This window comes from Allobosea sp. GW821-FHT12C12 (assembly GCF_058807355.1).
The window spans coordinates 106,102-124,320 of record NZ_JBXAQP010000006.1 but is presented as its reverse complement, the minus strand read 5'-3'; the positions used below and the strand labels follow the sequence as shown (position 1 = coordinate 124,320).

Sequence of the window (18,219 nt, the reverse complement as noted above, 5' to 3'; positions counted from 1 at the left end):
GCAACAGGAGACAGGCGATGAAGCAAGAGGTCATGAACCTTTTCGGCCAGCAGCCGGTGCAGCAGGCGTTCGATGCGATCCGCATCTCGATCGCCAGCCCGGAGAAGATCCTGTCCTGGTCCTATGGCGAGATCAAGAAGCCGGAGACCATCAACTACCGGACCTTCAAGCCGGAGCGCGACGGCCTGTTCTGCGCCCGCATCTTCGGGCCGATCAAGGACTACGAGTGCCTGTGCGGCAAGTACAAGCGCATGAAGTTCAAGGGCGTGATCTGCGAGAAGTGCGGCGTGGAAGTCACGCTCGCGCGCGTCCGGCGCGAGCGCATGGGCCATATCGAGCTCGCAGCCCCGGTCGCCCATATCTGGTTCCTGAAGTCGCTGCCCTCGCGCATCGGCCTCTTGATGGACATGCCGCTCAAGGATCTGGAGCGCATCCTCTATTTCGAGAGCTATGTCGTCATCGAGCCGGGTCTGACGCCGCTCAAGGACCGGCAACTGCTCTCGGAAGAGGAGTATGTCCGTTGCCAGGAGGAATACGGCGCCGACACCTTCACCGCCATGATCGGCGCGGAAGCGATCCGCGAGATGCTGCGCGCGCTCGACCTCGACCAGATCAACGCCGATCTCAAGCATGAGATCGCGACGACGACGTCGGAGCTGAAGCCCAAGAAGCTGATGAAGCGCCTCAAGATCATCGAGGCGTTCCAGCAGTCGGGCAACAAGCCGGAATGGATGGTCATGACCATCGTCCCGGTGATCCCGCCCGATCTGCGCCCGCTGGTGCCGCTCGACGGCGGCCGCTTCGCGACCTCCGACCTCAACGACCTGTATCGCCGCGTCATCAACCGCAACAACCGCCTGAAGCGGCTGATCGAGCTGCGCGCGCCCGACATCATCATCCGCAACGAGAAGCGGATGCTGCAGGAATCGGTCGACGCGCTGTTCGACAACGGTCGCCGCGGCCGCGTCATCACCGGCGCCAACAAGCGCCCGCTGAAGTCGCTCGCCGACATGCTGAAGGGCAAGCAGGGCCGCTTCCGGCAGAACCTGCTCGGCAAGCGCGTCGACTATTCCGGCCGCTCGGTCATCGTGGTCGGCCCGGAGATGAAGCTGCACCAGTGCGGGCTGCCCAAGAAGATGGCGCTCGAGCTGTTCAAGCCGTTCATCTATGCGCGCCTCGACGCCAAGGGCTACTCGACCACGGTCAAGCAGGCCAAGAAGCTGGTCGAGAAGGAGAAGCCCGAGGTCTGGGACATCCTGGACGAGGTCATCCGCGAGCATCCGGTGCTGCTGAACCGCGCGCCGACGCTGCATCGCCTCGGCATCCAGGCCTTCGAGCCCGTGCTGATCGAAGGCAAGGCGATCCAGCTCCATCCGCTGGTCTGCGCCGCCTTCAACGCCGACTTCGACGGCGACCAGATGGCCGTGCACGTCCCGCTGTCGCTCGAGGCGCAGCTGGAAGCGCGCGTCCTGATGATGTCGACCAACAACATTCTGCACCCGGCCAACGGTCTGCCGATCATCGTGCCGTCGCAGGACATCGTGCTCGGCCTGTACTACCTCTCGATCGTCTCCGACGGCGAGCCGGGCCAGGGCAAGGTCTTCGGCGATTTCGGCGAGCTCGAATACGCGCTGCACGAGAAGGTCGTGACGCTGCATTCGAAGATCAAATACCGCTGGACCGGCGTCGGCCAGGACGGCAAGCCCTACACCAGGATCTACGACACCACGCCGGGCCGCGTCATCCTCTCGACGGCGCTGCCGAGGCACCCGAACATGACCTTCGACGTCAGCAACCGCCTGATGACGAAGAAGGAAATCTCCGGGATGATCGACGCCGTCTATCGCGGCTGCGGTCAGAAGGAGTCGGTGATCTTCTGCGACCGGATCATGTCGCTCGGCTTCACCCACGCCTTCAAGGCCGGCATCTCCTTCGGCAAGGACGACATGGTCGTGCCGGAGAACAAGTGGGAGATCGTCGACACGACCCGCGCGCTCGCCAAGGATTACGAGCAGCAGTACCAGGACGGCCTGATCACCCAGGGCGAGAAGTACAACAAGGTCGTCGACGCCTGGGCGAAGTGCTCCGACAAGCTCGCCCAGGAGATGATGGCCCGCATCTCGACCGTGAAGAAGGACAAGGACGGTCGCGATCTGCCGATCAACTCGATCTACATGATGAGCCACTCGGGCGCGCGCGGCTCGCCGGCTCAGATGAAGCAGCTCGCGGCGATGCGCGGCCTGATGGCGAAGCCGTCCGGCGAGATCATCGAGAGCCCGATCATCTCGAACTTCAAGGAAGGCCTCGACGTGCTCGAGTATTTCAACTCGACGCACGGCGCCCGCAAGGGCCTCGCCGACACCGCGCTGAAGACGGCCAACTCCGGCTATCTGACGCGCCGTCTCGTCGACGTGGCGCAGGACGCCATCATCTCCGAGACCGATTGCGGCTCGGAGAGCGGCATCAAGATGCGCGCCATCATCGACGCGGGCCAGGTCGTCGCCTCGCTCGGCATCCGCATCCTCGGCCGCTCGGCCGCGGAGGATGTCACCGACATCGACGGCAAGGTCCTCGTCGCCAAGGGCACGATGATCGACGAGAGCCACATCGAGGCGATCAACGCCGCCGGCGTGCAGGAGGTGAAGATCCGTTCGGTCCTGACCTGCGCCACCAAGAACGGCGTCTGCGCCACCTGCTACGGGCGCGATCTCGCCCGCGGCACGCCCGTCAACATGGGCGAGGCCGTCGGCGTCATCGCGGCGCAGTCGATCGGCGAGCCCGGCACGCAGCTCACCATGCGCACCTTCCACATCGGCGGCGCGGCCACCATCGCCGACCAGTCCTTCGTCGAATCGAACTTCGAGGGCGTGGTCAAGATGCGCAACCGCAACGTCGCGCGGAACTCCGACGGCGACCTGATCGCCATGGCGCGCAACATCGCGATCGTCATCACCGGCCCGGACGGCGCCGAGCGCGCGGTCCATCGCGTCCAGTTCGGCTCGAAGCTCAGGGTCGACGAGGGCGACAAGGTCAAGCGCGGCCAGCGCCTGATCGAGTGGGATCCCTATTCCCGCCCGATCCTGGCGGAAGTGGACGGCAGCGTCGGCTACGAGGATCTCGTGGACGGCATGTCGATCACCGAGACGACCGACGAGGCGACCGGCATCTCCAAGCGCGTCGTCATCGACTGGCGCGGCTCGGCCCGGACCTCGGACCTGCGACCGGCGCTGACCGTGCACGGGCCCGACGGCAAGATCGCCAAGCTGCCGCGCGGCGGCGAAGCCCGCTACATTCTGCCCGTCGAGGGCATCATCTCGATGGAGCCCGGCGCGTCGATCAAGGCCGGCGACGTGCTCGCCCGCGTCTCGACCGACTCGGCCAAGACCCGCGACATCACGGGCGGCCTGCCGCGCGTGGCGGAGCTGTTCGAGGCGCGCCGCCCGAAGGATGCGGCGATCATCGCCGAGAAGGCCGGCGTGATCGGCTTCGGCAAGGACTACAAGAACAAGCGTCGCGTCACGCTGACGCCGCATGACGGTTCCGAGGGGCTGGAATACCTGATCCCCAAGGGCAAGCACATCCATCTCCAGGACGGCGACGTCGTCGAGATGGGCGACTACATCCTCGACGGCAACCCGGCCCCGCACGACATCCTGGCGATCAAGGGCGTCGAGGAGCTGGCGGCTTATCTGGTGAACGAGATCCAGGAGGTCTATCGCCTCCAGGGCGTCGGCATCAACGACAAGCACATCGAGGTGATCGTCCGGCAGATGCTGCAGAAGGTCGAGATCACGGAGTCGGGCGACACCGACATCCTGACCGGCGACCAGGTCGACCGCATCGAGTTGCAGGAGATCAACGCGAAGATGGCGGAGGAGGGCAAGAAGCCCGCATCCGGCGTCCCCGTGCTGCTCGGCATCACCAAGGCGAGCCTGCAGACGCGTTCGTTCATCTCGGCGGCCTCGTTCCAGGAGACCACCCGCGTCCTCACGGAAGCGGCGGTCAACGGCAAGTCGGACATGCTGGAAGGCCTGAAGGAGAACGTCATCGTCGGCTCGCTGATCCCGGCCGGCACCGGCGCGCAGGTCGCCCGCATCAAGCAGGTGGCGACGCGCCGCGACGACCTCATCGTCGGCCAGAAGGCCGATGCGGCGGCGAGGGCGGCCAAGGCCGCGAACGACGCGGCCGCGGCTGCTCTGCCCGCGGCGGAGTAGGACGCGTCCTGATCGACCATCAGGGGTCGCCTTCGGGCGGCCCCTTTTTGTTACTTCGGCCGGAGGCTTCGTTGCGCCAAGGCGGCCGGCGCAGCAAGATTGTGAGGTTGCGACCGGCTGTCCCGCCGAACCGCCCCGATCCGCGCGCCGGACAGCGCGCAAAGCCGTTTTCGGGTCATTTCCGGGGTTGACGCGAATCCCCGCCCGAGTCATAAGCGCGCCACTGTCGAAGGTTGTCGGACACGTTTGTCGCTTAGCCTCTGTTGCGAGCGAATGTCGCGGCCGAAACGCCTTCGGAACTCCAGCGTCGAACGACGACATGGTATGATGCATGAACGCGGGGCAACGCGCGTTCCTCTGCTTGGCGAACGCGCCTGAGGCCTCCCTGCCGGGAGCCGATGGCGCGGCTTCGTTTGTGTCATGGCATCGCGCGAACTGGCGGGATTTTTGAGATTTCCAAACGCTCAACGGAGCGAGAGGCCTGTTCAATGCCGACAATCAGCCAGCTGATCCGCAAGCCGCGCACGCCCGTCAAGGCGCGCAACACCGCGCCGGCGCTCGAGAATTGCCCGCAGAAGCGCGGCGTCTGCACGCGCGTCTACACCACGACCCCGAAGAAGCCGAACTCGGCGCTCCGCAAGGTCGCCAAGGTGCGCCTGACCAACGGCTTCGAGGTGATCGGCTACATTCCCGGCGAGGGCCACAACCTCCAGGAGCACTCCGTCGTCATGATCCGCGGCGGCCGCGTCAAGGACCTGCCCGGCGTGCGCTACCACATCCTGCGCGGCGTGCTCGACACCCAGGGCGTCAAGAACCGCAAGCAGCGCCGTTCCAAATACGGCGCCAAGCGTCCGAAGTGAGTTCTGCCAGACGGGCAGGGCGACGAGCCCGGGCCCGTTCGCAGCGTTTCAAGATTTGACCGGAGACTAGACGATGTCCCGCCGCCACAGCGCCGAAAAGCGCGAGATCATTCCCGATCCGAAGTTCCACGACATCATCGTGACGAAATTCATGAATTCGGTGATGTACGAAGGCAAGAAGTCGACCGCCGAGCGGATCGTCTACGGGGCCTTCGACATCATCGAGGGCAAGATGAAGAGCGATCCGCTCGCCGTGTTCAAGAGCGCGCTCGAGAACGTCGCTCCGGCGATCGAGGTCCGTTCGCGTCGCGTCGGCGGCGCCACCTACCAGGTTCCGGTCGAGGTCCGCACCGAGCGCCGTCAGGCGCTGGCGATCCGCTGGCTGATCTCGGCCGCCCGCGGCCGCAACGACAAGACCATGGTCGAGCGCCTCTCGGCCGAGCTCATGGACGCGGCCAACAACCGCGGCAACGCCGTCAAGAAGCGCGAAGACACGCACCGGATGGCGGAAGCCAACCGCGCCTTCTCGCATTACCGCTGGTAAGCGGCTCCCGGACTCCAGGACAGACAGAGCACTCCCATGCCCCGTTCCCATCCGATCGCCCGATACCGCAATTTCGGCATCATGGCGCATATCGACGCCGGCAAGACGACGACGACCGAGCGCGTGCTGTACTACACCGGCAAGTCGCACAAGATCGGCGAAGTCCATGACGGCGCCGCCACCATGGACTGGATGGAGCAGGAGCAGGAGCGTGGCATCACGATCACGTCGGCCGCGACCACCTGCCTGTGGCGCGACCATCGCCTGAACATCATCGACACCCCCGGCCACGTCGACTTCACCATCGAGGTCGAGCGGTCGCTGCGCGTGCTCGATGGCGCCGTCTGCGTGCTCGACGGCAACCAGGGCGTCGAGCCCCAGACCGAGACCGTCTGGCGCCAGGCCGACAAGTACGACGTGCCGCGCGTCGTCTTCGTCAACAAGATGGACAAGATCGGCGCCGATTTCTATCGCTGCGTCCAGGACATCATCGACCGTGTCGCCGGCAAGCCGGTCTGCCTGCAGATCCCGATCGGGGCGGAGTCGGACTTCGTCGGCGTCGTCGACCTGATCAAGATGAAGGCGATCGTCTGGAACGGAGAGGCGCTTGGCGCGTCCTTCGAGGAGAAGGACATCCCGGCCGATCTCGCCGAGAAGGCCGCCGAATACCGCAACAAGCTGGTCGAGGCCGCCGTCGACATGGACGACACGGCGATGGAGGCCTATCTCGAGGGCGCCGAGCCCGACGTCGAGACCCTGCGCCGCCTGATCCGCACCGCCGTTCAGCGCCGGGCCTTCCATCCCGTGCTCTGCGGCTCGGCCTTCAAGAACAAGGGCGTGCAGCCCCTGCTCGACGCCGTCGTCGACTTCCTGCCGTCGCCGACCGATCGCGGCGAGGTCGAGGGCATCGACTTCAAGACCGAGGAGCCGACCACCCGCAAGCCGACCGACGAAGATCCCTTCGCCATGCTCGCCTTCAAGATCATGGACGACCCCTTCGTCGGCACGATCACCTTCTGCCGCGTCTACTCGGGCAAGATCGAGACCGGCGCGGGCGTGATCAACTCGACCCGCGACAAGAAAGAGCGCGTCGGCCGCATGCTGCTGATGCACGCGAACAACCGCGAGGACATCAAGGAGGCCTATGCCGGCGACATCGTCGCCCTGGCCGGCCTCAAGGATGTCCGCACCGGCGATACGCTGTGCGACCCGCTGAAGCCCGTCATCCTGGAGCGGATGGAGTTCCCCGAGCCGGTCATCACGATCGCGATCGAGCCGAAGTCGAAGGCCGACCAGGAGAAGCTGGGTCTGGCGCTGGCCAAGCTCGCCAACGAGGATCCGTCCTTCCGCGTCTCGACCGACCAGGAGAGCGGCCAGACCATCCTCAAGGGCATGGGCGAGCTGCATCTCGACATCAAGGTCGACATCCTGCGCCGGACCTACAAGGTCGACGCCAATATCGGCGCGCCGCAGGTGGCCTATCGCGAGACCATCACCAGGAAGGTCGATGTCGACTATACCCACAAGAAGCAGACCGGCGGCACGGGCCAGTTCGCCCGCGTCAAGTTCACGGTCGAGCCGAACGAGACCGGCAAGGGCTTCGAGTTCGAGTCGAAGATCATCGGCGGCGCGGTGCCGAAGGAGTACATCCCGGGCGTCGAGAAGGGCCTCAACTCCGTGATCGGCTCCGGCGTGCTCGCCGGCTTCCCGGTCGTCGACGTCAAGGTCTCGCTGACGGACGGCGCCTTCCACGAGGTCGACTCCTCGGCGCTCGCCTTCGAGATCGCGTCCCGCGCCGGCCTTCGCGAAGGCCTGCAGAAGGCCGGCTCGGTGCTGCTCGAGCCGATCATGAAGGTCGAGGTGGTGACGCCGGAGGACTATACCGGCTCGGTCATCGGCGACCTGAACTCGCGGCGCGGCCAGATCCAGGGCCAGGACATGCGCGGCAACGCGGTCGTCGTGAACGCGATGGTGCCGCTGGCCAACATGTTCGGCTACGTCAACCAGCTGCGCTCGTTCAGCCAGGGCCGGGCCAACTACACCATGCAGTTCGACCACTACGAGCAGGTTCCTTCGGCGGTCGCCGCCGAGGTCCAGGCCAAGTACGCCTGACCTGCTTTCACGCAACAGATGATCTGACGGACGGAGGCTACGATGGCCAAAGAGAAATTCGCTCGCACGAAGCCGCATTGCAACATTGGGACGATTGGTCACGTCGACCATGGCAAGACGTCTTTGACGGCTGCGATCACGAAGGTTCTGGCGGAGTCCGGCGGGGCGTCGTTCACGGCCTATGACCAGATCGACAAGGCTCCGGAGGAGAAGGCTCGCGGGATCACGATCTCGACGGCGCATGTCGAGTACGAGACGGCGAACCGGCACTACGCGCATGTCGACTGCCCCGGCCACGCCGACTATGTGAAGAACATGATCACGGGCGCGGCGCAGATGGACGGCGCGATCCTGGTTGTGTCGGCGGCGGACGGTCCGATGCCGCAGACGCGCGAGCACATCCTGCTGGCGCGCCAGGTCGGCGTTCCGGCTCTGGTGGTGTTCATGAACAAGGTCGACCTGGTCGACGACGCGGAGCTGCTCGAGCTGGTCGAGATGGAGATCCGCGAGCTTCTGTCGAAGTACGACTTCCCGGGCGACGACATCCCGATCACCAAGGGCTCGGCCAAGGTCGCGCTCGACAACGGCGACAAGGCGATCGGCCATGACGCGGTTGTGGCGCTGATGAAGACGGTCGACGACTACATCCCGCAGCCGGAGCGCCCGATCGACCAGCCCTTCCTGATGCCGGTCGAGGACGTGTTCTCGATCTCGGGCCGCGGCACGGTTGTGACGGGCCGGGTCGAGCGCGGGATCGTCAAGGTCGGCGAGGAGATCGAGATCGTGGGCCTGAGGGACACGGTCAAGACGACGGTGACGGGCGTCGAGATGTTCCGCAAGCTGCTCGACCAGGGCCAGGCGGGCGACAACATCGGCGCGCTGCTGCGCGGCACCAAGCGCGAGGACGTCGAGCGCGGCCAGGTGCTGTGCAAGCCGGGCTCGGTCAAGCCGCACACGAAGTTCAAGGCCGAGGCCTACATCCTGACCAAGGAGGAGGGCGGGCGCCACACGCCGTTCTTCACCAACTACCGGCCGCAGTTCTACTTCCGCACGACGGACGTGACCGGGGTGGTGCACCTGCCCGAGGGCACGGAGATGGTGATGCCGGGCGACAACATCGCCATGGAGGTGCACCTGATCGTGCCGATCGCGATGGAGGAGAAGCTGCGCTTCGCCATCCGCGAAGGCGGACGCACCGTCGGAGCAGGCGTCGTCGCCAGCATCATCGCGTAACCAGCGTTTTCGTGAGGGCGAAGGCCCTACCGGGCCTCCGCCTACTCACGTCACGAGGAAGACAAGACCATGAACGGTCAGAACATCCGGATCCGCCTCAAGGCGTTCGACCACCGCATCCTCGACGCCTCAACGCGCGAGATCGTGTCGACCGCGAAGAGGACTGGCGCGCAGGTCCGCGGTCCCATCCCGCTGCCGACGCTCATCGAGAAGTTCACGGTCAACCGCTCGCCGCACATCGACAAGAAGTCGCGCGAGCAGTTCGAAATGCGGACCCACAAGCGGGTTCTCGACATCGTCGACCCGACCCCGCAGACGGTCGACGCCCTCATGAAGCTCGATCTCGCCGCCGGCGTCGACGTCGAAATCAAGCTCTGATCTTTAGCCGGGTCCTCTGTCGCCAGTCTTTGAGCTGGCAGAACATGACCCCAAGGGAAGGTATGCACCGATGCGTTCCGGTGTGATTGCACAGAAAGTCGGGATGACCCGCATCTTCACCGATGCCGGCGAACATATCCCGGTCACCGTGCTGAAGCTCGACAACTGCCAGGTCGTCGCGCATCGCACGATCGAGAAGAACGGCTATGTCGCCGTGCAGCTCGGGTCGGGCTTGGCCAAGGTCAAGAACGTCTCGAAGGCTGAGCGCGGTCATTTCGCCGTGGCCAAGGTCGAGCCCAAGCGCAAGATCGTCGAGTTCCGCGTCAGCGACGACGCGTTGATCCCGGTCGGCGCCGAGCTCACCGCCGACCATTTCGTGGTCGGCCAGTTCGTCGATGTCTCCGGCACGACGCTCGGCAAGGGCTTCGCCGGCGGCATGAAGCGCTGGAACTTCGGCGGCCTGCGCGCCACCCACGGCGTCTCGGTCTCGCATCGTTCGATCGGCTCGACCGGCGGCCGTCAGGACCCGGGCAAGACCTTCAAGAACAAGAAGATGCCCGGCCATCTCGGCGTCGAGCGCGTCACCACCCAGAACCTGCGCGTCGTCCAGACGGACGTCGAGCGCGGCCTGATCCTGGTCGAGGGCGCGGTTCCGGGCCATGCCGGCGGCTGGATCCATGTCCGCGACGCGATCAAGCGCGCGCTGCCCAAGGATGCTCCGCTTCCCGGCAAGTTCCGCACCGCCGGCGACGCTGCCAGGGCTGATGCGGCCAAGGCCGACCAGACGCAGGCTCCCGCCACCGAGACCGCCGAGGAGAACGCGTGATGAAGCTCGATATCACCACCCTCGAAGGCGGCTCTGCCGGTTCGGTCGAACTGTCCGACGCGATCTTCGGCCTCGAGCCGCGCGCCGACATCCTCGCCCGCATGGTGCGCTACCAGCTCGCCAAGCGCCGCGCCGGCACGCACAAGTCCAAGGGCCGCTCGGAAGTCGACCGCACCCGCAAGAAGATCTACAAGCAGAAGGGCACCGGCGGCGCACGCCACGGCGCGGCTTCCGCCCCGCAGTTCCGCGGCGGCGGCAAGGCCTTCGGCCCGATCGTGCGCGATCACGCCCATGACCTGCCCAAGAAGGTGAGGGCGCTCGCGCTCCGCCACGCGCTCTCGGCCAAGGCCAAGGGCTCGGAGATCATCATCATCGACGACGCGAAGCTCGCGGAGCCGAAGACCAAGATCCTGCTCGGCCATTTCAGCAAGCTCGACCTGTCGAGCGCGCTGGTCATCGGCGGCGCCGAGATCGACGTGAATTTCGGCCTGGCCGCGCGTTCGATCCCGAATGTCGACGTGCTGCCGGTCCAGGGCATCAACGTCTATGACATCCTGCGTCGCACCAAGCTCGTCTTGACCCGCTCGGCTGTCGATGCGCTGGAGGCGCGCTTCAAATGAGCCAGGCATCCAAGAATCTGGATCCCCGCCACTACGACGTGATCGTGGCGCCGGTGATCACCGAGAAGGCGACGATGCTCTCCGAGCACAACAAGGTCGTCTTCAAGGTCGCCAGGACGGCGACCAAGCCGCAGATCAAGGCGGCGATCGAGAAGCTCTTCGACGTCAAGGTCAAGAGCGTCAACACGATCGTCACCGAAGGGAAGATGAAGGTCTTCCGGGGCCGTCTCGGCCAGCGCTCGGACGTCAAGAAGGCGGTCGTGACCCTCGAAGAAGGTCACTCCATCGACGTGACCACGGGCCTCTGAGGGAAAGATCGTCATCATGGCTCTGAAATCATTCAAGCCGATCACGCCGAGCCTTCGCCAGCTCGTGATCGTCGACCGCAGCGAACTCTACAAGGGCAAGCCGCTCAAGGTGCTGACCGAGGGCAAGTCGTCCACGGGCGGCCGCAACAATCTCGGCCGCGTAACCGTCCGCTTCCGCGGCGGCGGACACAAGCGGACGCTGCGCCTGATCGACTTCAAGCGCCGCGGCAAGGACGGCATCCCGGCCGTCGTGGAGCGGATCGAGTACGATCCCAACCGCACGGCGTTCATCGCCCTGATCAAGTATCAGGACGGCGAGCAGGCCTACATCCTGGCCCCGCAGCGCCTCGCCGTCGGCGACGGCGTGATCTCGGGCCCGTCGGTCGACGTGAAGCCCGGCAACGCCGCCCCGATGGGCACGCTGCCGATCGGCACGATCGTCCACAATGTCGAGCTCAAGATCGGCAAGGGCGGGGCGCTCGCCCGGTCCGCGGGCAACTACGCCCAGATCGTCGGCCGCGACCAGGGCTACGTCATCGTCCGCCTGAACTCGGGCGAGCAGCGCCTGATCAGCGGCCTGTGCTATGCCACCGTGGGCGCGGTCTCGAACCCCGACCACATGAACAGGAACGACGGCAAGGCGGGTCGCTCGCGCTGGCTCGGCCGTCGTCCGCATAACCGCGGCGTCTCGATGAACCCTGTCGACCATCCCCATGGCGGCGGCGAAGGCCGCACCTCGGGCGGTCGTCACCCGGTGACCCCCTGGGGCAAGCCGACCAAGGGCAAGAAGACCCGCTCGAACAAGCGGACCGACACCTTCATCGTGTCGAGCCGTCACGCCCGCAAGAAGAAGAACTGAGGTCCGTCATGGCGCGTTCGCTTTGGAAAGGTCCGTTCGTCGACGGATACCTTCTGAAAAAGGCCGAGGTCGCCCGTTCGGCGAGCCGGTCCGAGGTCATCAAGATCTGGAGCCGCCGCTCCACGATCCTGCCGCAGTTCGTCGGTCTGACGTTCGGCGTCTACAACGGCCACAAGCATGTGCCGGTGTCCGTGTCCGAGGAGATGGTGGGCCACAAGTTCGGCGAGTTCTCGCCGACGCGCACCTTCCACGGGCACGCCGCCGACAAGAAGGCGAAGAGGAAGTAAGCCATGGGAAAAGCATCCTTCCCCCGTGCGCTGCCCGACAACGAAGCCGTCGCGGTCGCCCGCAACCTCCGCGTCAGCCCGCAGAAGCTGAACCTCCTCGCCCAGCTCATCCGCGGCAAGAAGGTCTCGACCGCGCTCGCCGACCTCGAGTTTTCGCGCAAGCGGATCTCGCTGGACGTGCGCAAATGCCTGCAGAGCGCGATCGCCAACGCCGAGAACAACCATGATCTCGACGTCGACGATCTCGTCGTGGCGCAGGCCTTCGTCGGCAAGGCGCTGGTGATGAAGCGTTTCCATGCCCGCGCCCGCGGCCGTGGCGCCCGCATCCTGAAGCCCTTCGCGAACATCACGATCGTGGTGCGCGAAGTCGCCGCGGCCAAGGCCTGAGGAGAGAACGATGGGTCAGAAAATCAATCCGATCGGGCTTCGCCTCGGCATCAACCGCACCTGGGATTCGCGCTGGTTCGCCCAGAAGGGCGAGTACGGCAAGCTGCTGCATGAGGACATGGCGATCCGCGCCATGCTCATGAAGATGCTCAAGCAGGCCGCGATCTCGAAGATCATCATCGAGCGCCCGCACAAGAAGTGCCGCGTCACCATCCACTCGGCGCGTCCGGGCGTGGTGATCGGCAAGAAGGGCGCCGACATCGAGAAGCTGCGCAAGTCGGTGATGAAGCTGACCAAGGCCGACGTGACCATCAACATCGTCGAGGTCCGCAAGCCCGAGATCGACGCCACGCTGGTCGCCGATTCGATCGCGCAGCAGCTCGAGCGCCGCGTCGCCTTCCGCCGCGCCATGAAGCGCGCCGTGCAGTCGGCGATGCGTCTGGGCGCCGAGGGCATCCGCATCAACTGCTCGGGCCGTCTCGGCGGCGCCGAGATCGCGCGCCTCGAATGGTATCGCGAGGGCCGCGTTCCGCTGCACACGCTGCGCGCCGACGTGGATTACGGTGTCGGCACCGCCTTCACCACCTATGGCACGTGCGGCATCAAGGTCTGGATCTTCAAGGGCGAGATCCTCGAACACGACCCGATGGCCCAGGACAAGCGCTTGTCCGACGAGGGTGGCCGCTCCGGCGGTCGCGATCGTCGCGACCATGCCGCGTAAGGCTGATCGAGAAGAGCCATGTTGCAACCGAAGAAGACCAAGTTCCGCAAGCAGTTCAAGGGGCGCATCGCCGGCGTCGCCAAGGGCGGCACGGACCTCAATTTCGGCCAGTACGGCCTGAAGGCGCAGGAGCCGGAGCGCGTCACCGCCCGCCAGATCGAGGCGGCCCGCCGCGCGATCACGCGCGCCATGAAGCGCGCCGGCCGCGTCTGGATCCGGATCTTCCCGGACGTGCCGGTGTCGAAGAAGCCGACCGAAGTCCGCATGGGCAAGGGCAAGGGCGCGCCCGAGTTCTGGGCGGCCAAGGTCAAGCCGGGCCGGATCATGTTCGAGATCGACGGCGTGCCCGAGGACACCGCCCGCGAGGCGATGCGTCTCGGCGCGGCCAAGCTGCCGATCAAGACCCGCTTCATCCAGCGCATCGCAGAGTAGGGGAGGACGATATGAAAGCCGCACAACGCCTCTCCGACCTCAAGGCCATGAGCGTGGACCTGCTGCAGGACGAGCTCCTGAAGCTGAAGAAGGAGCAGTTCAACCTGCGCTTCCAGCGCGCCACCGGCCAGCTCGAGAACACCGCGCGGGTCACCGAGGTCCGCAAGGACATCGCCCGCATCAAGACGCTGCAGCGGTCCAAGACCGCCGCGTCGGCCGCCTGAGGAGAACGATCATGCCGAAGCGCGTGCTGCAGGGCGTCGTCGTCAGCGACAAGCAGAACAAAACTATTGTGGTGAAGGTCGAGCGGCGCTATACGCACCCGCTCCTCAAGAAGACGGTTCGCCGGACCAAGAACTATCACGCCCATGACGAGGCGCAGGCGTTCAAGGTCGGGGATCAGGTCTGGATCGAGGAGTCCAAGCCGATTTCCAGGCTGAAAAGCTGGGTCGTGCTCGACAACGCCCCCAAAGCGTAAGTCAGAATTTGAGGCCAGGGGGCGATCGACCCCCGTCAGCCGTAGTCCGGTCGGCGCTGATGCCGCGCCGGAAACCGCGCTGATATTCAGCATGGAAGGATCAAGGCCATGATCCAGGTGCAGACGAATCTCGAGGTCGCGGACAATTCCGGCGCCCGTCGCGTGATGTGCATCAAGGTTCTCGGCGGGTCGAAGCGGCGCTATGCCCGCATCGGCGACATCATCGTCGTCTCGATCAAGGAAGCCATTCCCCGCGGCCGCGTGAAGAAGGGCGACGTCATGAAGGCGGTCGTCGTTCGCACCGCCAAGGACGTCAAGCGCGCCGATGGTTCGGTGATCCGGTTCGACCGCAACGCGGCCGTGCTGATCAACAACCAGAAGGAGCCTGTCGGCACCCGCATCTTCGGGCCGGTTCCGCGCGAGCTGCGCGCCAAGAACCACATGAAGATCATCTCGCTTGCGCCAGAGGTGCTGTGATGGCCGCGAAAATCAAGAAGGGCGACAAGGTCGTCGTGCTGGCCGGCCGCGACAAGGGCAAGGCCGGCGAAGTGCTCCAGGTCCTGCCGAAGGACGGCCGCGCCGTCGTTCGCGGCGTCAACATGGTCAGGAAGCACACCAAGCAGTCGCAGACCTCCGAAGGCGGCATCATCTCGAAAGAGGCCACCATCGACCTGTCGAACATCGCCATCGCCGATCCCAAGGACGGCAAGGCGACGCGGGTCGGCTTCAAGGTACTGGATGACGGCCGCAAGGTCCGTTTCGCCAAGCGCTCGGGGGATCTGATCGATGGCTGAGAATCAGCAGGCGGCCCTCACGCCGCGCATGAAGAAGCATTACGAGGACGTCGTCCGCCCGGCGATGATCAAGGAATTCGGCTACAAGAACGCCATGGAAGTGCCGACGATCGACAAGATCGTCATCAACATGGGTGTGGGCGAGGCGACCGCCGACCGCAAGAAGGTCGACAGCGCCGCCGGCGACCTCGCCTTGATCGCCGGCCAGAAGCCGGTCATCACCAAGTCCCGTCTCGCCATCGCCGGCTTCAAGCTGCGCGAGAACATGGCGGTCGGCTGCAAGGTCACGCTGCGCAAGACCAGGATGTTCGAGTTCGTCGACCGGCTCGTCACCATCGCCTTGCCGCGCGTGCGCGACTTCCGTGGTCTCAACCCGAAGTCGTTCGACGGGCGCGGCAATTTCGCGCTCGGGATCAAGGAGCACATCGTGTTCCCCGAAATCAACTACGACAAGGTCGACGCCGTGTGGGGCATGGACGTGATCGTCTGCACGACTGCGAAGTCGGACGACGAGGCGCGCGCCTTGCTCAAGCACTTCAACTTCCCGTTCCGGCAGTGAGCCTCGCCGCTCATACGCGGAAACCAGGAGAGATCGATGGCTAAGAAAAGCTCCGTCGAGAACAACAACGCCCGCAAGCGGCTGGTGAAGAAATTCGCCGGCAAGCGCGCGCGGCTTCTCGCGATCGCCAATGACGAAAGCCAGTCCATGGACGAGCGTTTCCTCGCTCGCCTCAAGCTGGCCGAACTGCCGCGCAACTCGGCTCCGACCCGCGTGCGCAACCGCTGCGAGGTGACGGGCCGTCCGCGCGCATTCTATCGCAAGCTGAAGATGTCGCGCGTTGCGCTGCGCGAGCTCGGCAACAAGGGGCTGGTTCCCGGCCTCGTCAAGTCGAGCTGGTGAGGAGGACGCATCATGGCGATCATTGATCCGCTCGGAGACATGCTGACCCGCATCCGCAATGCGCAGATGCGGCGCAAGTCGCGCGTTTCGACCCCCGGTTCGAAGCTCAGGGCCCGCGTGCTCGACGTGCTTCAGTCCGAGGGCTACATCCGCGGCTACACCCAGACCGAGTTCGGCAACGGCCGGACCGAGTTCGACATCGAGCTGAAATACCACGAGGGGCTGCCGGTCATCCGGTCGATCTCGCGCGTGTCGAAGCCCGGCCGCCGCGTCTATTCCTCGGTGGAGACGATGCCACGCGTGGCCGACGGCCTCGGCGTGACCATCATCTCGACGCCGAAGGGTGTGATGCCCGATCACCTTGCCCGCGAACAGAACGTGGGCGGCGAAGTGCTCTGCAAGGTCTTCTAGACCTTTCGCACGCCGCTCATTTCAGGAGAAATCCAATGTCTCGTATCGGCAAGAAGCCCGTTCCGGTCCCCGCCGGCGTCACCGCCAACGTCGCCGGCCAGCTCGTCAAGATCAAGGGCTCGAAAGGCGAGCTCTCCTTCAGCGTTCCCGAGGACGTCTCGGTGGCGCTGGAGAACGGCGCGATCGCGGTCCAGCCGCGTTCGCAGTCGAAGCGCGCCCGCGCGCTCTGGGGCACCTCGCGCGCCCGCATCAACAATCTCGTCGTCGGCGCCACGACCGGCTTCGAGAAGAAGCTCGAGATCAACGGCGTCGGCTACAAGGCCGCCGTCGCCGGCAAGGTGCTCAAGCTGTCGCTCGGCTACAGCCACGACATCGACTATCCGATCCCGGAAGGGGTCGCGATCGTGACGCCGAAGCCCACCGAAATCGTCATCACCGGCATCGACAAGCAGGTGGTCGGCCAGATCGCCGCCGAGATCCGCGACTATCGCGGCCCCGAGCCCTACAAGGGCAAGGGCGTCAAATACGCCGGCGAGTTCATCTTCCGCAAGGAAGGCAAGAAGAAGTAAGGACGCCAGCCATGAGCAAGCAGACAGTTGCGACTGCGCGCCGCAAGGCCCGCGTCCGTCGTTCCATCAAGGCGGTCGCCAACGGCCGCGCCCGCCTGTCGGTGCACCGCACCGGCAAGCAGATCTACGCCCAGGTCATCGACGACGTGAAGGGTGTCACCCTCGCTTCCGCCTCGTCGCTGGACAAGGATGTCCGCACCGATCTCAAGTCGGGCGCGAATGTCGCGGCGGCCGCTACGATCGGCAAGCTGATCGCCGAGCGCGCCGTCAAGGCTGGCGTGAAGGACGTGGTCTTCGACCGCGGCTCCTACATGTATCACGGCCGGGTCAAGGCGCTGGCGGAAGCCGCGCGCGAGGCCGGGCTGAATTTCTGAGTTTTGAGACCGCGTCGCGGGGAGCCGGATATCCGGTTCTCCGCGACGCATTTCACGTCGTCCCATACGGGACGCTCGAGCGAGCGGCGAGGCTGTGAGGCCGCGACCGCGCAAGTAAGAGGGCAGACCATGGCGAGAGAGCCGAGAGACCGTCAGGATCGCGAAGAGCGCGATTCCGAATTCGTGGACCGCCTGGTCCACATCAACCGCGTCGCCAAGGTGGTGAAGGGCGGGCGTCGCTTCGGCTTCGCCGCCCTCGTCGTCGTCGGCGATCAGAAGGGCCGCGTCGGCTTCGGCCACGGCAAGGCCCGCGAAGTTCCGGAAGCGATCCGCAAGGCGACGGAAGCCGCCAAGCGCGGCCTCGTCCGCATCCCGCTGCGCGAAGGCCGCACGCTCCATCACGACGTCCAGGGCCGTCACGGCGCCGGCAAGGTCGTGCTGCGCGCGGCTCCGGCCGGTACCGGCATCATCGCCGGCGGCCCGATGCGCGCCGTCTTCGAGGCGGTCGGCATGCAGGACGTGGTGTCGAAGTCGCTCGGCTCCTCGAACCCGTACAACCTCGTCCGCGCGACGTTCGACGCGCTGAAGAACGAGGACTCGCCGCGCGGCGTCGCCGCGCGCCGTTCGCTGAAGGTCTCGGCCCTGCAGACGCGTCGCCGCGATGCCGGCGCCGACGCCGCGGCCGAAGCGTGAGGGGGCGATCATGGCAAAGAAAGCTGAAGCGACAGTCGTCGTCGAGCAGATCGGTTCGCCGATCCGCCGCGAGGCGTCCCAGCGCCAGACCCTGATCGGTCTCGGCCTGAACAAGATCCGCCGGCAGTCGACCCTGGTCGACACCCCGGCCGTGCGGGGCATGATCGACAAGGTCAGGCATCTCGTGCGCGTCGTCGATGCGAAGTGAGGGGAGCGTT

Annotated in this window: 25 protein-coding genes; all 25 read left to right on the top strand. The window is 65.6% G+C overall.

Going from position 1 to position 18,219, the window contains the following annotated elements; genetic code table 11:
• Window positions 1-17: 17 nt before the first annotated feature.
• The 25 genes from rpoC (at window position 18) to rpmD (ending at window position 18,209) form a co-directional block, all read left to right on the top strand.
• Window positions 18-4,214: a DNA-directed RNA polymerase subunit beta' gene (rpoC, locus tag AC1RRW_RS10820; protein ID WP_492900749.1), complete on the top strand. Its 4,197-nt coding sequence runs from the start codon at window positions 18-20 to the stop codon at window positions 4,212-4,214.
• A 488-nt stretch (window positions 4,215-4,702) separates the two neighbouring features.
• Window positions 4,703-5,074 (top strand): 30S ribosomal protein S12, encoded by a 372-nt coding sequence (rpsL, locus tag AC1RRW_RS10815; protein ID WP_492900748.1) that lies wholly within the window; start codon window positions 4,703-4,705, stop codon window positions 5,072-5,074.
• Between the two features lie 73 nt (window positions 5,075-5,147).
• On the top strand, window positions 5,148-5,618 hold the full coding sequence (gene rpsG / locus AC1RRW_RS10810) for a 30S ribosomal protein S7 (protein ID WP_492900747.1): 471 nt from the start codon (window positions 5,148-5,150) through the stop codon (window positions 5,616-5,618).
• A gap of 36 nt (window positions 5,619-5,654) precedes the next feature.
• A complete protein-coding gene (gene fusA, locus AC1RRW_RS10805) occupies window positions 5,655-7,730 on the top strand; it encodes an elongation factor G (protein WP_492900746.1) in 2,076 nt (691 codons plus the stop codon).
• 42 nt (window positions 7,731-7,772) lie between these two features.
• A complete protein-coding gene (gene tuf / locus AC1RRW_RS10800) occupies window positions 7,773-8,963 on the top strand; it encodes an elongation factor Tu (RefSeq protein ID WP_492900745.1) in 1,191 nt (396 codons plus the stop codon).
• A 69-nt stretch (window positions 8,964-9,032) separates the two neighbouring features.
• Window positions 9,033-9,341 (top strand): 30S ribosomal protein S10, encoded by a 309-nt coding sequence (gene rpsJ / locus AC1RRW_RS10795; RefSeq protein WP_043237115.1) that lies wholly within the window; start codon window positions 9,033-9,035, stop codon window positions 9,339-9,341.
• A 70-nt stretch (window positions 9,342-9,411) separates the two neighbouring features.
• Complete coding sequence (rplC, locus tag AC1RRW_RS10790) at window positions 9,412-10,167, top strand: 50S ribosomal protein L3 (protein WP_492900743.1); 756 nt, start codon at window positions 9,412-9,414, stop codon at window positions 10,165-10,167.
• The gene (gene rplD / locus AC1RRW_RS10785; protein ID WP_068181780.1) at window positions 10,167-10,787 is read left to right on the top strand and encodes a 50S ribosomal protein L4; all 621 of its coding nucleotides are present in this window, start codon (window positions 10,167-10,169) and stop codon (window positions 10,785-10,787) included. Before rplC ends, rplD begins: the two co-directional genes overlap by 1 nt.
• The gene (locus AC1RRW_RS10780) at window positions 10,784-11,095 is read left to right on the top strand and encodes a 50S ribosomal protein L23 (protein WP_492900742.1); all 312 of its coding nucleotides are present in this window, start codon (window positions 10,784-10,786) and stop codon (window positions 11,093-11,095) included. The genes rplD and AC1RRW_RS10780 overlap by 4 nt, the downstream gene beginning before the upstream one ends.
• 16 nt (window positions 11,096-11,111) lie before the next feature.
• Window positions 11,112-11,954 carry a 50S ribosomal protein L2 gene (gene rplB / locus AC1RRW_RS10775; RefSeq protein ID WP_492900741.1) on the top strand — a complete coding sequence of 281 codons (843 nt, stop codon included), beginning with the start codon at window positions 11,112-11,114 and terminating at the stop codon, window positions 11,952-11,954.
• 8 nt (window positions 11,955-11,962) lie between these two features.
• Window positions 11,963-12,241, top strand: a complete 279-nt coding sequence (rpsS, locus tag AC1RRW_RS10770) for a 30S ribosomal protein S19 (RefSeq protein ID WP_056714527.1) — start codon at window positions 11,963-11,965, stop codon at window positions 12,239-12,241.
• Window positions 12,242-12,244: 3 nt separating this feature from the next.
• Window positions 12,245-12,628: a 50S ribosomal protein L22 gene (rplV, locus tag AC1RRW_RS10765; RefSeq protein WP_068181790.1), complete on the top strand. Its 384-nt coding sequence runs from the start codon at window positions 12,245-12,247 to the stop codon at window positions 12,626-12,628.
• Window positions 12,629-12,638: 10 nt separating this feature from the next.
• Window positions 12,639-13,349, top strand: a complete 711-nt coding sequence (gene rpsC / locus AC1RRW_RS10760; protein ID WP_492900740.1) for a 30S ribosomal protein S3 — start codon at window positions 12,639-12,641, stop codon at window positions 13,347-13,349.
• Window positions 13,350-13,367: 18 nt separating this feature from the next.
• On the top strand, window positions 13,368-13,781 hold the full coding sequence (gene rplP / locus AC1RRW_RS10755) for a 50S ribosomal protein L16 (RefSeq protein WP_492900739.1): 414 nt from the start codon (window positions 13,368-13,370) through the stop codon (window positions 13,779-13,781).
• A gap of 11 nt (window positions 13,782-13,792) precedes the next feature.
• Complete coding sequence (gene rpmC, locus AC1RRW_RS10750; protein ID WP_492900738.1) at window positions 13,793-14,005, top strand: 50S ribosomal protein L29; 213 nt, start codon at window positions 13,793-13,795, stop codon at window positions 14,003-14,005.
• An 11-nt stretch (window positions 14,006-14,016) separates the two neighbouring features.
• Window positions 14,017-14,259: a 30S ribosomal protein S17 gene (gene rpsQ, locus AC1RRW_RS10745; RefSeq protein WP_492900737.1), complete on the top strand. Its 243-nt coding sequence runs from the start codon at window positions 14,017-14,019 to the stop codon at window positions 14,257-14,259.
• A gap of 108 nt (window positions 14,260-14,367) precedes the next feature.
• Complete coding sequence (rplN, locus tag AC1RRW_RS10740) at window positions 14,368-14,736, top strand: 50S ribosomal protein L14 (RefSeq protein ID WP_054144259.1); 369 nt, start codon at window positions 14,368-14,370, stop codon at window positions 14,734-14,736.
• Window positions 14,736-15,053, top strand: a complete 318-nt coding sequence (gene rplX / locus AC1RRW_RS10735) for a 50S ribosomal protein L24 (RefSeq protein WP_492900736.1) — start codon at window positions 14,736-14,738, stop codon at window positions 15,051-15,053. Before rplN ends, rplX begins: the two co-directional genes overlap by 1 nt.
• Entirely contained in the window at window positions 15,046-15,612 is a 567-nt protein-coding gene (gene rplE, locus AC1RRW_RS10730; protein ID WP_492900735.1) for a 50S ribosomal protein L5, read from the top strand. The genes rplX and rplE overlap by 8 nt, the downstream gene beginning before the upstream one ends.
• Window positions 15,613-15,648: 36 nt before the next feature.
• Window positions 15,649-15,954 carry a 30S ribosomal protein S14 gene (gene rpsN, locus AC1RRW_RS10725; protein ID WP_492900734.1) on the top strand — a complete coding sequence of 102 codons (306 nt, stop codon included), beginning with the start codon at window positions 15,649-15,651 and terminating at the stop codon, window positions 15,952-15,954.
• 12 nt (window positions 15,955-15,966) lie between these two features.
• Window positions 15,967-16,365: a 30S ribosomal protein S8 gene (rpsH, locus tag AC1RRW_RS10720; protein ID WP_068181809.1), complete on the top strand. Its 399-nt coding sequence runs from the start codon at window positions 15,967-15,969 to the stop codon at window positions 16,363-16,365.
• Window positions 16,366-16,400: 35 nt separating this feature from the next.
• The gene (gene rplF, locus AC1RRW_RS10715) at window positions 16,401-16,934 is read left to right on the top strand and encodes a 50S ribosomal protein L6 (protein WP_492900733.1); all 534 of its coding nucleotides are present in this window, start codon (window positions 16,401-16,403) and stop codon (window positions 16,932-16,934) included.
• An 11-nt stretch (window positions 16,935-16,945) separates the two neighbouring features.
• Window positions 16,946-17,308, top strand: coding sequence for a 50S ribosomal protein L18 (gene rplR / locus AC1RRW_RS10710; protein WP_492900732.1), 363 nt, complete (start codon window positions 16,946-16,948; stop codon window positions 17,306-17,308).
• A gap of 129 nt (window positions 17,309-17,437) precedes the next feature.
• Window positions 17,438-18,001 (top strand): 30S ribosomal protein S5, encoded by a 564-nt coding sequence (gene rpsE, locus AC1RRW_RS10705; protein ID WP_056714485.1) that lies wholly within the window; start codon window positions 17,438-17,440, stop codon window positions 17,999-18,001.
• Window positions 18,002-18,011: 10 nt separating this feature from the next.
• Window positions 18,012-18,209, top strand: a complete 198-nt coding sequence (gene rpmD / locus AC1RRW_RS10700) for a 50S ribosomal protein L30 (protein WP_068182025.1) — start codon at window positions 18,012-18,014, stop codon at window positions 18,207-18,209.
• Window positions 18,210-18,219 lie beyond the last annotated feature (10 nt).